Annotated in this window: 10 protein-coding genes; 2 read left to right on the top strand and 8 right to left on the bottom strand. The window is 70.8% G+C overall.

What is annotated here, in order from left to right; genetic code table 11:
- Positions 1–486 precede the first annotated feature (486 nt).
- Positions 487–1,494 carry a stage II sporulation protein M gene (locus ACFYZA_RS36260; RefSeq protein ID WP_388494661.1) on the bottom strand — a complete coding sequence of 336 codons (1,008 nt, stop codon included), beginning with the start codon at positions 1,492–1,494 and terminating at the stop codon, positions 487–489.
- A 128-nt stretch (positions 1,495–1,622) separates the two neighbouring features.
- On the opposite strand from ACFYZA_RS36260, the gene ACFYZA_RS36255 reads away from it, so the two are divergent.
- Positions 1,623–2,651, top strand: a complete 1,029-nt coding sequence (locus tag ACFYZA_RS36255) for an RDD family protein (protein WP_388494660.1) — start codon at positions 1,623–1,625, stop codon at positions 2,649–2,651.
- Positions 2,652–2,672: 21 nt separating this feature from the next.
- On the opposite strand, the gene ACFYZA_RS36250 is transcribed toward ACFYZA_RS36255, so the two are convergent.
- Together ACFYZA_RS36250 and ahcY are read right to left on the bottom strand one after the other, a co-directional pair.
- The gene (locus ACFYZA_RS36250; RefSeq protein WP_388494659.1) at positions 2,673–3,293 is read right to left on the bottom strand and encodes a hypothetical protein; all 621 of its coding nucleotides are present in this window, start codon (positions 3,291–3,293) and stop codon (positions 2,673–2,675) included.
- A gap of 550 nt (positions 3,294–3,843) precedes the next feature.
- Positions 3,844–5,307 (bottom strand): adenosylhomocysteinase, encoded by a 1,464-nt coding sequence (gene ahcY, locus ACFYZA_RS36245; protein WP_382599570.1) that lies wholly within the window; start codon positions 5,305–5,307, stop codon positions 3,844–3,846.
- A gap of 414 nt (positions 5,308–5,721) precedes the next feature.
- Between ahcY and ACFYZA_RS36240 the strand changes: the two genes are divergently transcribed.
- Positions 5,722–7,815: a fructose-specific PTS transporter subunit EIIC gene (locus tag ACFYZA_RS36240; RefSeq protein ID WP_388494658.1), complete on the top strand. Its 2,094-nt coding sequence runs from the start codon at positions 5,722–5,724 to the stop codon at positions 7,813–7,815.
- A 376-nt stretch (positions 7,816–8,191) separates the two neighbouring features.
- On the opposite strand, the gene ACFYZA_RS36235 is transcribed toward ACFYZA_RS36240, so the two are convergent.
- The 5 genes from ACFYZA_RS36235 to ACFYZA_RS36215 all read right to left on the bottom strand — a co-directional run bounded on the left by ACFYZA_RS36235 (position 8,192) and on the right by ACFYZA_RS36215 (position 13,493).
- Positions 8,192–9,151, bottom strand: coding sequence for a cation diffusion facilitator family transporter (locus tag ACFYZA_RS36235; RefSeq protein ID WP_388494657.1), 960 nt, complete (start codon positions 9,149–9,151; stop codon positions 8,192–8,194).
- Between the two features lie 79 nt (positions 9,152–9,230).
- Positions 9,231–10,397: a mannose-6-phosphate isomerase, class I gene (gene manA, locus ACFYZA_RS36230; protein ID WP_382599565.1), complete on the bottom strand. Its 1,167-nt coding sequence runs from the start codon at positions 10,395–10,397 to the stop codon at positions 9,231–9,233.
- A 136-nt stretch (positions 10,398–10,533) separates the two neighbouring features.
- Positions 10,534–11,661 carry an SIS domain-containing protein gene (locus ACFYZA_RS36225; RefSeq protein WP_388494656.1) on the bottom strand — a complete coding sequence of 376 codons (1,128 nt, stop codon included), beginning with the start codon at positions 11,659–11,661 and terminating at the stop codon, positions 10,534–10,536.
- A 63-nt stretch (positions 11,662–11,724) separates the two neighbouring features.
- Positions 11,725–11,907 (bottom strand): Trm112 family protein, encoded by a 183-nt coding sequence (locus ACFYZA_RS36220; RefSeq protein ID WP_053723767.1) that lies wholly within the window; start codon positions 11,905–11,907, stop codon positions 11,725–11,727.
- A gap of 224 nt (positions 11,908–12,131) precedes the next feature.
- Positions 12,132–13,493 (bottom strand): phosphomannomutase/phosphoglucomutase, encoded by a 1,362-nt coding sequence (locus tag ACFYZA_RS36215; RefSeq protein ID WP_382599561.1) that lies wholly within the window; start codon positions 13,491–13,493, stop codon positions 12,132–12,134.
- Positions 13,494–13,623: the final 130 nt, after the last annotated feature.

The raw sequence follows: 13,623 nt of genomic DNA, 5'->3' as shown, positions 1-13,623 counted from the left end.
TTTCAAAGGAACCTCGATCCGCCGGAGCGGATACGGGGTTGTCAATCTGGCGTTGACTTTTGGCACGCTGTTGAGTTCTCAAGGAACGGACGCTTTCTTTGTACTCACCCTCTCGGGCTTTCCTCCGGGCGCTTCCCTTCGGTATTTCGTGTTTCCAGTTTAGCAGACTCAATTTCTTGTTTCTGCCACCCGCTGGAGCGGGCTGCCGAATCGATATTCGCTTTCGCGTTTCCCTTTTCGGCGATTCCGACTCTACCAGAAGCATTTCAGCCGACCGAATCGGCTTCTTGGCTTCGAATGATGATGAAGTCGGAATGGCTCATCGCTCAGAAATGTTATTTCCGGCGAGAGCGAGCTAGATATTAGCCAGTGCTCCCGGGCTTGTCCAGTCCGGGGCAACCGTTCAAATCTACCTCCCCACTCGAACCGTGTCAACGATTTTGTGGGCGAAGGGGACAGTAGCAGGTCAGAGGGGTCGTACGCACATCACGCGGCCGTCGGAAGCTCTGCGCTGCGGGCGGTGGCCTCGACGTCGCCCACGTCTCCTGCCCGCGCGGCTCGACCGCCCAGGACGTAGACGTACACGAGGAAGGCCAGTTCGGCCGCGATGCCCAGGGCGATGCGGGCCCAAGTGGGCAGGCCGGAAGGGGTTACGAAGCCCTCGATCATTCCGGAGACGAACAGCACCAGGGCCAGGCCGATCGCCATGCCGACGGCCGCACGGCCTTGTTCTGCCAGGGCGGCCCTGCGAGTTCGGGGGCCGGGGTCCACGACGGTCCAGCCGAGGCGCAGGCCCGTTCCGGCGGCGACGAACACTGCGGTCAGTTCCAGGAGGCCGTGCGGCAGGACCAGGCCGAGGAAGGTGTCGAGGCGGCCGGCCGAGGACATGAGGCCGATGCCGACGCCGAGGTTGAGCATGTTCAGGAAGAGGATCCACAGGACCGGGATGCCGAGGAACGCGCCCAGGACCAGGCACGTCGCCGTGGCTTGCGCGTTGTTCGTCCAGACCTGGGCCGCGAAGGAGGCGGGCGGGTGGCTCGAGTAGTAGGTCTCGTACTCGCCGCCCGGCTGTGTCATCTGACGCAGGGCGTCGGGGGCGGCGATCGCGGACTGGACTTCGGGATGGGTGCCGATCCACCAGCCGATGATCGCGGCGACGGCGATGGAGATCAGGGCCGTCGGGATCCACCAGCGGCGGGAGCGGTAGACCACCGCGGGGAAGCCCGCGGTGAGGAAGCGGGCCGCGTCACGCCAGGTCGCGCGGCGGGTGCCGGTGACGGTGGAGCGGGCACGGGCCACGAGTTGCGTCAGGCGGCCTGTGAGCAGGGGGTCAGGGGCCGTGGACTGTATGAGGGAGAGATGCGTGGACGTGCGCTGGTAGAGCGTCACCAGCTCGTCCGCCTCGGCGCCCGTGAGGCGGCGGCCCCGGTGCAGGAGGTGTTCGAGGCGGTCCCACTCCGCGTGGTGGGCGGTCACGAAGACGTCGAGGTCCATTTTCTGCTGCTGCTCCAGGCACTGGGTGCGTACGGTCCGTACTACTGCGGCGCGCTGCGGGCCAGCTTGGCAGACTGGGAGGTCCTAGGGGTGTGGAAGGCCGTCGGCTGCGAAGTGTGGGGTATCGGGTGAGCGCGCTGGTCACGGGGGATGCGGTCGTACTGGGGCTGCGGCCTGCGCGGTTGCCGAGTCGGGCGCTGGCGCTGGTGATTGACCTTGCCGTTGTGTGGGCGGCGTACATATTGGTCTCGCTGGTGATGTTGTTCGCCACTGCTTCGCTCGACGGGGCCGCGCAGGCGGCCATAGCGGTGGCGCTGTTCGTCCTCGTGCTGGTCGGTGGGCCCATCGCGGTCGAGACGCTCTCGCACGGGCGGTCGTTGGGGAAGCTGGCCTGCGGGCTGCGAGTGGTGCGGGACGACGGGGGGCCGATCCGGTTCCGGCACGCGCTGGTGCGCGGGGCCATGGGGGTTGTCGAGATCCTGCTGACGTTCGGGGTCGTGGCCTGCATCGCGTCGCTCGTCTCCGAGCGCGGGCGGCGGATCGGGGATGTGTTCGCGGGGACGCTCGTCGTACGTGAGCGGGTTTCGTCGGGGTGGGCCGCTGCCGTTCCGCCTCCCCCGCCGTGGCTGGTGGGGCGGTTCGCCGGGCTGGACCTGTCGCGCGTTCCGGACGGGCTCTGGCTGGCGGTCCGCCAGTACCTGACGCGGATGGGCCAGCTCGATCCGCAGGTGGGCTGGACGATGTCGGTCCGCCTTGCCGAGGACATGGTGGCCTGTACGGGGGCGCCGCTCCCGGAGGGTGTGCCGCCTGCCGCGTACCTGGCCGGCGTGGTGGGTGAACGTCAGGCCCGTGAAGCGCGGCGGGCGTTCGGGGAGCACGGGCCGGCTGTGGGCATTCCGTCGGGGGCTCGGGGCGCGGGTCCTGGGTCGGCTTGTCCGCCGGTCCACGGGCCCGTTCACCACCCCGCTCACGGCCCGATGCACGGCCCTGCTGAGGGGCCGGTGCACAGCCCGGCTCAGGGCCCGGTGAGCAGTCCCGCTCAGGGCTCGGCGCAGGGGCGGATTCACGAGCCGGTGCATGGTCCCGCCGCGGCTCCGGCTGCCGGGGCCGCGCCTGCGGAACCGGTGCGTTCGACCGGGTTCGCGCCGCCCGCCTAGGCCTGACGGCCCGTCAGCCAGCTACGGCGTGGGGAACGTCGAGGGCGGGGATTCCAGGGACTCCAGCTCGATTCCCGGGGCCGCGAGGACCACGTCGCCGGCGATGTGCACGGTGTGCTGCTCCCCCGTGTCCAGGGCGCTGACCTGGTACTCGTCCACCGTCAGGGGGCCGTTGTCAGTGGCGTGCGCTTCACTTTTCAGCAGGGCCCAGGACTGGTCGATCGTGCGGGGGGCGAGGACCGGGTCCGTGAAGGTGACGAGGCGGACGCGCGTCGTCGTGGACTGGGGGGTGAGGCGGAGCAGACGGGAGGTGGCGACGAGAAAAGCGGGGGAACTGCCGGCGAAGGCGTGGGCGCGCACATTGCCTTCGGTGGCGTGGGTCCCGGAGGGGTCCGTACGGACCCAGGTGACGCCGTCGATCGCGGCGCCTCGTACCTGCCAGGCGGCGGCGTGGAGTTCGAGGCGGATCGGGCGGCCGAGTTCGTCCAGTGCGAGGTCTACGGAGCCCGCGTGGTCTCCGGAGGGGGTGGTGGTCTGGGAGACGTAGCGCCAGCCGGAAGGTCCCGGCGCGCAGTGGAAGTGTTCTTCGCCGAGAGGGGTGTGGTCGTGGGGATCGTGAAGCGAATATCGGCCGCGGGGCATGGGATCTCGGGGTCCTCGGGAGTCAGGTGCTGACTCGGTGTGGAGCGGTAGGAGCAGGCCCCCGTCACGGGGGTGCGGGGGCCTGCCTCAGTACCGATGTCGTGCCGGGTGCCGGTGCCGTGCCGAGACCGAGAGAGCCCGAGCGCCGGCCGGAGCCGCGTGCTCATGCGCCGGCCTCCACGGGCGCCCGTGGAGGCCCGGATGCCCCGGCGGCGCTGCGCGCTCCGGGAGGATGCGCGCTCCGGCCGATGCTGGATGCTCGCGCGGAAGCCCCTCGCTCCGAGCGAAGCGTCTCGCTCCGGTCGGAGCTGCGAGGCTCGGCTGGCGGGCGGTCGCTCCGGCCGGAGTTGAGGGGGCTCGGCTGACAGGCGGTTACTCCGGTCGCAGCTGGGCGCCCCGGCGGAAGCCGCTTGCTGCGGCTGACGCCGGGTGCTCCCGGTGCGGCTGGGTTGCCGGTCGGTGCCGTGCCGGACGCTTGGCGGCCGCGCCGTCAACTCCGGGACTACAGGGGCCAGTTGGGCCCGACGCCCTGTAGTCCTCGGGGTTCGGCTCAGTAGCGGTAGTGGTCCGGCTTGTACGGGCCGTCGACCTCGACGCCGATGTACGAGGCCTGCTCCGGGCGGAGCTCGGTGAGCTTCACGCCCAGCGAGTCCAGGTGCAGGCGGGCGACCTTCTCGTCGAGGTGCTTGGGCAGCACGTAGACGTCGGTCGGGTACTCGGACGGCTTGGTGAACAGCTCGATCTGGGCCAGGGTCTGGTCCGCGAAGGAGTTGGACATCACGAAGGACGGGTGACCGGTCGCGTTGCCGAGGTTCAGCAGACGGCCCTCGGACAGGACGATCAGGACCTTGCCGTCGGCGAAGGTCCAGGTGTGCACCTGGGGCTTGACCTCGTCCTTGACGACGCCAGGGATCTTGGCCAGGCCGGCCATGTCGATCTCGTTGTCGAAGTGGCCGATGTTTCCGACGATGGCCTGGTGCTTCATCTTGGCCATGTCGGCGGCCATGATGATGTCCTTGTTGCCGGTCGTGGTGACGAAGATGTCCGCCTTGTCGACGACCTCGTCCAGGGTCGTGACCTGGTAGCCGTCCATCGCCGCCTGGAGCGCGCAGATCGGGTCGATCTCGGTGATGATCACGCGGGCGCCCTGGCCGCGCAGGGACTCGGCGCATCCCTTGCCGACGTCGCCGTAGCCGCACACGACCGCCGTCTTGCCGCCGATGAGGACGTCGGTGGCGCGGTTGATGCCGTCGATCAGGGAGTGGCGGCAGCCGTACTTGTTGTCGAACTTCGACTTCGTCACGGCGTCGTTCACGTTGATCGCCGGGAAGAGGAGGTCGCCGTCGCGCATCATCTCGTACAGGCGGTGGACACCGGTGGTGGTCTCCTCCGTCACACCACGGATCTCGGAGGCCAGCTGCGTCCACTTCTGGGGGTTCTCACCCAGGGTGCGGTTGAGCAGGGTGAGGATGTGGGCGTACTCCTCGGAGTCGGCCGTCGCCGGGTCCGGGGCCGCGCCGGCCTTCTCGAACTCGACGCCCTTGTGCACCAGGAGCGTGGCGTCGCCGCCGTCGTCCAGAATCATGTTCGGGCCGCCGGTGGGGGTGTTCGGCCAGGTCAGCGCCTGCTCCGTGCACCACCAGTACTCCTCGAGGGTCTCGCCCTTCCAGGCGTAGACCGGGACGCCGGCGGGGGCGTCCGGGGTGCCGTTCGGGCCGACCGCGATGGCGGCGGCGGCGTGGTCCTGGGTCGAGAAGATGTTGCAGGAGGCCCAGCGGACCTCGGCGCCGAGGGCGACCAGGGTCTCGATCAGCACGGCGGTCTGCACGGTCATGTGTAGCGAGCCGGTGATGCGGGCGCCGGCCAGCGGCTGCGTGGCGGCGTACTCCTTGCGGATCGACATCAGGCCGGGCATCTCGTGCTCGGCGAGGTTGATCTCCTTGCGGCCGAAGGCGGCGAGGGAGAGGTCGGCGACCTTGAAGTCCTGGCCGGCGCCGGTGGCGTCAGTCGTCATGGTGAGCTGCTCCTCGTGGGTTGGTTTCGAGGGTGGGTACGGCCGGTCTGCGGGCGCGGCGATGGGCATGGGAGTGCCCGAACGCGCTCGCAGCGCAGTCCGTCGGAGGCCCTCTCTCCCTCGGCCGGATCCACACGGGACCGACCGACCGCCATCAGCAGCGACGTCTGGCTCTGGTCACGAATCTACACCGATCGGCCGAGTGAACCCATGTGTGCCTGGTGAAAGGCACCACCGGAAAACAGCCGGGAGTCGGGACCACAGTCCGGGCCAAACCGGGCCTTACGGACTTTTGATCTGACCCTTACCTCAGGGAAGATGCTTGGGTCGGCCGCGCTCGGGAAACGAGCCGACCGTACGCACCATCCGCGTGACGAGGCGCGAACGAGGCGCGAAGCGTTAGGAGACCCCCACGTGACCAGTCCGGCTAGCGACGGGCAGCGGAAGTTGAAGCTGCTCGCGGTGACCGCCTGTCCGACGGGCATCGCCCACACCTATATGGCCGCCGAGAAGCTGGCCCAGGCAGCGGCGGCGCTCGGCATCGAGATGAAGGTGGAGACGCAAGGTTCCATCGGGGCCGAGAACGTGCTCGATGACAACGATGTCAGAGAGGCCGACGGGATCATCATCGCGGCCGACAAGGACGTCGCGCTCGATCGGTTCGCCGGCAAGAAGGTGCTGAGCGTGCCGGTCGCCGACGGCATCCACCGGCCCGAGGAGCTCATCGAGCAGGTGCGGAGCGCGCCCGTGCACGAGGGCGGCGCGGCCGGCGGTGGGGGCGCCGGGAGCGGCGGCGGGGGTGGCAAGGAGCGCAGTGCCGCGTACAAGGCGCTGATGAACGGTGTCTCGCACATGATCCCGTTCGTGGTGGTCGGCGGTCTGCTGCTGGCCGTCTCGATCGCGCTGGGCGGGCACACGACGGCGAAGGGGATCGAGTTCGACAAGGACTCGTTCTGGTTCTACGTCAACGCGCTCGGTGGGCTCGGCTTCAAGCTGATGCTGCCGATCTTCTCCGGGTACATCGCGTTCGCGCTCGGCGACCGGCCCGCGCTGGTGCCGGGCATGATCGGCGGGTTCCTCGCGTACGACGGGGTCAACATCTACGGTGCCGACGCCAACGCGGGGTTCCTCGGGGCCATCGCGACCGGCTTCCTCGCCGGATACCTGGTGGTGTGGATCCGCAAGGTCAAGGTGCCCAAGTTCGTCCAGCCGATCATGCCGATCATCGTGATCCCGATCCTGTCGACGCTGGCGCTGGGCCTGTTCTACATCTACGTGATCGGGCAGCCGATCTCCTGGCTGTTCACGCATCTCACCAGCTGGCTGAACGGCATGACGGGGTCGAGTGCGATCGTGCTCGGTGCGCTGATCGGTCTGATGATCGCGTTCGACATGGGCGGACCTGTCAACAAGACGGCGTTCCTTGTCGCCGTGGGCCTGATCGGCACGAACAACGCGGTCATGGGTATGGCCGCGGCGGCGATCCCGGTCATGCCACTCGGTCAGGGGCTTGCCACGTTGCTGCGGCGCAAGCTGTACAGCGACCAGGAGCGGGAGACCGGTATCGCGGCGCTGTTCATGGGCTTCTTCGGCATCTCGGAGGGTGCCATCCCCTTTGCCGCGGCGCGGCCCGCTCAGGTCATCCCCGCGAACATGCTGGGTGGCGCGGTGGCCGGTGCGGTCGCGGGCGTGGCCGGGGTGACGGATTCCGTTCCGCACGGCGGACCGATCGTCTCGCTGTTCGGGGCCGTCGGAGGCGCGGCGATGTTCTTCCTCGCCATCGCCATCGGTACGGCTGTCACCGCGTTGACCACGAACGCGTTGATCGACCTCAAGGGGCGCAAGGCTTCTCGACGGGGTGACGTCGCGGTCGCGGCGGGTGCCGGCTCCGTTGCGGGTGGCTCTGCCGGTGGTTCGTCGGTTCCCGAGCCGGTTCTGGCGGGGGTCGGTTCTGGGGCTGGGTCCGGGTCGGGTGTCGGGGCGGGAGCGCTCGCCCCTGTCGCGGAGCCTTCCGCGGAAGCTTCCGCCGAGCCGTCCAGTGCGGTCGCGCCCGAGGTGCTGTCCGGGTATCTGACCGAACGGACCGTCAGGGTTCGGCTCGCCTCGCACGACAAGGAGGCCGCGATTCGGGAGATGGCCGAGATGCTGGCCTCCACCGGGAACGTGCGGGACGTCGACGAGCTCGTACGGGTCGCGCTCGCGCGGGAGGCTCAGGGGACGACCGGGCTCGGCGAGGAGATCGCCATTCCGCATGCCAAGACGGATGCGGTGTCGTCGCCGACGGTGGGGTTCGCGCGGTCCGCCGAGGGCATCGAGTGGGGGTCCCTCGACGGGACTCGGGCCAAGCTCATCTTCATGATCTCCGTACCGGAGGCCGCGGCGGGGGACGAGCATCTGCGGATCCTGGCGTTGCTGTCGCGGAAGCTGATGGATCCGGGGTTCCGGGGGCGGCTGGTGGAGGCGCCGGACTCGGCGGCGGTCCTGGAGGTGCTGGGCGAGATTCGGTAGGGGCCGAGGTGGGGGTGGGGAGTTCTTTGCCCCACCCCCGCCCCGCCCCGCCCCTTCCCTGGACCCTTCGGGGAATGGTGGGCTCCCGGGGAAAGGTGGGGGCCTTCCCGGAGATTGTCGGGCGGGCTCCGCCCGGTGGTCCCAGGCGGGTGGGAGCCCCGGCAGCGATCGGGCGGAGCCCCCATTCGCACACCCACCGGGCGAAGCCCCGGCCCAGCACCCCCTGAGGGACCGTCTCCGGCCCCCGGAGGGCAGGGCGGCCCCCGGAGCCGGTTCCGGAAATGCCGACGGGCCCGGGCTCTTCCGGCGCTTGCCGGTCGGGCCCGGGCCCGTCAATGCGTCGGGCCCCAGGCCCGTCGAGGTGCTGCTCGGAGGGTCACTGGCCGCCGGGGGTTGCCTTCGGGTCGGGGCCCGCCGCTGCTTCTTCCGCGCTGTAGATGTCCGGTTCCAGGTAGATGACGCGCGCGATCGGGACCGCCTCGCGGATTCGGGTCTCCGCCGCGTTGATCGCCGTGGCCACCTCCTGGGCCGTGTCGTCGTGCTGGACGGCGATCTTGGCGGCCACCAGGAGTTCCTCGGGGCCGAGGTGCAGGGTGCGCATGTGGATCAGCGAGGTCACCGTGTCGCCGTCCACGATGGCCGCCTTGATCTTCTCCACGTCGTCCGCGCCGGCCGATTCGCCGAGCAGCAGGGACTTGGTCTCCGCCGCCAGGACGAGGGCGATGAGGATCAGCAGGATGCCGATGCACAGCGTGCCGATGCCGTCCCAGACGCCGTCGCCGGTGGCCAGCGCGATGCCGACGCCCGCGAGGGCGAGGACCAGACCGACCAGGGCGCCGAAGTCCTCCAGGAGGACCACCGGGAGTTCGGGGGCCTTGGCCCGGCGGATGAACTGCTTCCAGGAGAGGCCGCCCCTGGTGACGTTCGACTCCTTGATCGCCGTACGGAAGGAGTAGCCCTCCGCGATGATGGCGAAGACCAGCACGCCGACCGGCCAGTACCAGGCCTCGATCGCGTGCGGGTGCTTGATCTTCTCGTAGCCCTCGTAGACGGCGAACATGCCGCCGATCGAGAACAGGACGATCGAGACCAGGAACGCGTAGATGTAGCGCTCGCGGCCGTAGCCGAAGGGGTGTTGGGGCGTCGCCTCGCGCTTGGCCTTCTTGCCGCCGAGCAGCAGCAGGCCCTGGTTGCCGGAGTCGGCGACCGAGTGGACGCTCTCCGCGAGCATCGACGACGAACCGCTGAACAGGAACGCCACGAACTTCGCCACCGCGATGGCGAGGTTGGCGCTCAGCGCCGCCACGATGGCCTTGGTTCCGCCTGACGCGCTCATGGAGTTGCCGTCTTCCCTTCGTCGGTGGCCGTCTGCGGGGGCCGGCCAACGCCGGACCCCGCGGCGGCACATTGTTACATCAGGCAACCACGGTGGCGCGGAACACCGTTCCCGTACCGGACAGTTCGGACTTTTCCTCTGCTGGCACGAATACGGCCGCGCCCGGGGTCAGTGTCAATCCCCCGACCGAGGGGCTGCCCGCGGTGCACAGGACGATCTGCGGGGTCGCCGCGGTCAGTTCGGTGGGCGCCGCGCCTTCCGCCCGTACGAACCGGGACAGGCGGAACTCGTCGATCGGGGTCTCGTACAGCTCCTCTCCCGACGGCGAGGCCTCGGGGCGCAGCACGCCCGGGTCGGTCGGCTCGAAGCGTACGACGCGCAGCAGTTCGGGTACGTCGACGTGCTTGGGGGTCAGGCCGCAGCGCAGCACGTTGTCGGAGTTGGCCATGATCTCCACGCCCATGCCGCTGAGGTAGGCGTGCGGCACTCCGGCGCCGAGGAACAGGGCCTCGCCAGGCTGGAGTTGGACGTAGTTGAGCAGCATCGCCGCCAGGACGCCCGGGTCGCCGGGGTAGTGGTGCGCGAGGGAGGCGTACGCGCTGTACTGGGCGCCGCCGAGGCGTTCGCACGCGGCGGCGGCCTCGGCCACCGTCGCCGCCATCTCCTCGCGGTCCGCGGTCAGTACGGCGGTGAGGACCTCGCGCAGGGCCGCCTCCACGGGGTGGGCGAGCAGCAGGTCGGCGTACGGCTTGAGCGAGTCGACATCGAGGGCGGCGAGGGTGCGCGCGGCCTCCTCCGGGGTGCGGAAGCCGCACAGGCCCTCGAACGGCGTGAGCGCGCAGATGAGTTCGGGCTTGTGGTTGGCGTCCTTGTAGTTGCGGTGCGGGGCGTCGAGGGGGACCCCTGCCCGCTCCTCGGCCTCGTAGCCCTCCTTGGCCTGCGCGAGGTCGGGGTGGACCTGGAGGGAGAGGGGGGCGCCGGCGGCCAGGAGCTTGAGGAGGAAGGGCAGCCGGGGGCCGAACCGGGCCACCGCGGCGCGGCCGAGCTCGCCCGCCGGGTCCGCCGCGATCACGTCCGACAACGATGTCGCGCCCTGGCCGCGGTCGAGCCGCGAGGGGGCTCCGGGGTGGGCACCCATCCACATCTCGGCCTGCGGCTCGCCGGTGGGATCGGTGCCGAGGAGGTCCGGGATCAGGGTGGTGGAGCCCCAGGCGTAGGGACGGATGGTGTTGGTGAGACGGTCCATGGGTCGTCCTGTGTTCGCTTTCAGTTTCCGGTTCGTCCGGTTCATCCGGTTCGGTTCGCGTCGGCTCGGACTGAACCGTTCCGGTTCGGACCGAACCCGGCCCCGCCCGGTTCGCGCGAGCGGGGCCGGATCGACGTCAGGTCGACGCGATGGTCAGATAGACCGTCGCGAAGTCGGTGATGGCGAGGAGTTCGGCGAGGCATTCGAGCTCGGTGCCCTCCTCGGGTTCGAGCTCGCTGATCGGGGTGTCATGGCTCAGCGCGAGTTCGCGGGCGGCCGGGGCGGCGGAGAGGCCGCCGGTGGGGCGGTCGCGCAGCAGGACGACCCGGGCGTGCAGCCGCTCGCGCTCGTCGACGCGGTCGCGGAAGAAGTCGTCCGGGTCGGCGCCGGCGGCGAGCGAGCCCGCGAGCAGCACTCCGTGCGCGGGCAGCGCCTCGGGCAGTGCGGCGGCGAGCGCGGCGTGGCCGGACAGCTCGCTCAGCACGGCGGCGAACCGGCGTCCGGCCGGGGCCGCGCCCACGCCCTCGGTCCAGATCAGCGGCAGCGACTCGGCGAGCTCGAAGGCGAGCATCTTCGCGGGGTTGCTGTACATGGCGATCGCCGGGCCGCAGCGCTCGGCGGTGCGGTCGAGGCGGGCGGCGATCTTCTCGATGGTCTCGGGGGGCGCGCTCAGCAGGCCGACCCGGTCGAGCAGCGCGAGCAGGGGGGTGAAGAGCGACCACAGCGCGCCCGGGCTCGCGGCGGACATCTCCGCCTCGTCGGGCTCGAAGGGCGCCGACGCCATGGGGACGACCAGGCCGTGCACACCGTCCACGGCCTCCGCGAGCGGGGAGCGTCGGGGGGCCACGGCGACGACGTTGCAGCCCCTGCGGTAGGCCTGCTCGGCGAGGAGGGCGAGGCCCGGTTCGCTGCCGTCGGTGGTGGTGACGAGCAGCAGGTCGACGGAGCCGGCCCAGCCCGGCAGGGTCCAGCGCAGGGCGCCTGCGGCGGGCGCGACGCCGGTGGATTCGAGGCGGGTGACCGGGGCCGAGGCGCCCGCGAGCGCCGTGACCAGGTCGGCCACGCCGGCCGCCGCGGTGCCGGGTCCTGCGATCAGTACGGACCGGGGGCGGCCCTCCGGCTTCAGCTCGGCGATACCGGCCTCCGCCGCGTGCCGGGCCGCGGTGCGGACGCGGGCGCCCGCCTCCGCGGCGCCGCGGAGCAGTCCACGGCGGTCGGCCCGTGCGAGGGCTTCCGGATCGTCGAGCAGCGACTCGTCGAGCATGGGGGTCGGCCTCCGGCTCTGCTGGGGTGTACCGGGACTGCGCGGGCGGGGCTCGTACCCGGCTCAGGCGGGGCGGCGGGCCTCGTCCACCAGAAGGACCGGGATGCCGTCGCGCACGGGGTAGGCGAGGCCGCAGTCCTTGCCGGTGCAGATCAGCTCGGGCTCGTCCGCCGAGGTCGCGTCGCTGAGCGGCGCGTGACAGGCCGGGCAGGCGAGGATCTCGAGGAGGCCGGCTTCGAGCGGCATGGGGTTCCCTTCGGCGGTACTTCGTTCCGTGGTGCCGCGTTCCGTACGCGTACGGAACGCGCGCGGGGTCTGGCCAGGTCAGCCTACCGCCGGGGTCGGCGGGTTGCGTGTCCGGTGAAGGGGGTGACTCCTGGGGGTCGCCGCCCCGTGCGGGCGGTGGGGCGTGGGCAGCCCGGCCGCCCACGCCCCACCCTTACGGCCCGGCCCCCGAAGGGCGGTCCGGGTCAGCCCCGGACGATCGCCAGGACCTCGTCCCGCACCTTCGCCGTCGTCGCCTCGTCCCGCGCCTCGACGTTCAGGCGCAGCAGCGGCTCGGTGTTGGAGGCGCGGAGGTTGAACCACCAGTCCTGGGCGGTGACGGTCAGGCCGTCCAGCTCGTCCAGGGTGAGGCCCTCTTGGCCCTCGTAGGCGGCGCGGACCGCGGCCGCGCGGCCGGCCTGGTCGTCGACCGTGGAGTTGATCTCGCCGGAGCCGGCGTAGCGGTCGTACTGGGCGACGAGCGCGGAGAGCGTGCCCTCCTGGCCGCCCAGCGCGGCCAGGACGTGGAGCGCGGCCAGCATGCCGGTGTCCGCGTTCCAGAAGTCGGCGAAGTAGTAGTGCGCGGAGTGCTCGCCGCCGAAGATCGCGCCGGTGGCCGCCATCTCCTGCTTGATGAAGGAGTGGCCGACGCGGGTGCGGACGGGGGTGCCGCCGTTCTCGCGGACGACCTCGGGGACGGACCAGGACGTGATCAGGTTGTGGATCACGGTGCCGCCGGGGTGGCGGGCGAGTTCGCGCGCCGCGACCAGGGCGGTGATCGCGGAGGGCGAGACCGGCTCGCCCCTCTCGTCGACGACGAAGCAGCGGTCGGCGTCGCCGTCGAAGGCGAGGCCCAGGTCGGCGCCCTCGGCGATGACGCGGGCCTGGAGGTCCACGATGTTCGCCGGGTCCAGCGGGTTGGCCTCGTGGTTGGGGAACGTGCCGTCGAGCTCGAAGTACATCGGGACCAGGTCCAGGGGCAGGCCCTCGAACACGGTGGGCACGGTGTGCCCGCCCATGCCGTTGCCCGCGTCGACCACGACCTTCAGGGGGCGGATGGCGGTGAGGTCGACGAGGGACTTGAGATGGGCCGCGTAGTCCGTCAACGTCTCGCGCTCGACGATCGTGCCCGCCTTCGGCGCGACGGCCGGGGCGCCCTGCTCGGACCACCGCTCGACCAGTTCGCGGATCTCGGCGAGGCCGGTGTCCTGGCCGACCGGGGCGGCGCCCTTGCGGCACATCTTGATGCCGTTGTACTGGGCCGGGTTGTGCGAGGCGGTGAACATCGCGCCCGGCAGGTCCAGCGCGCCGGAGGCGTAGTACAGCTGGTCCGTGGAGCAGAGGCCGATGAGGGTGACGTCCGCGCCGAGGGCGGCCGCGCCGCGCGCGAAGGCCGCCGAGAGGCCGGGCGACGAGGGCCGCATGTCGTGGCCGACGACGATGGCGTCGGCCTCCGTCACGGTGACGAAGGCGGCGCCGAACAGCTCGGCAAGCGACTCGTCCCACTGATCCGGCACCACTCCGCGGACGTCGTACGCCTTCACGATCTGCGACAGATCAGCAGCCACGGCCCAACCTTCCCTGATGTCGTCGCCGACGCCCTCCGTGGGGCGCCGACCGGGCTCCCAAACTACCCGGCGCCGGCTGGGCGCAGGCCATAGCTTCGGTGGACCGGCGGCCGACTGTGCCAACTCGGCC

Origin of the sequence: Streptomyces sp. NPDC001828 (assembly GCF_042892175.1) — a bacterium.
Lineage (GTDB): Bacteria > Actinomycetota > Actinomycetes > Streptomycetales > Streptomycetaceae > Streptomyces.
This window is presented reverse-complemented; position numbering and strand designations above follow the sequence as displayed.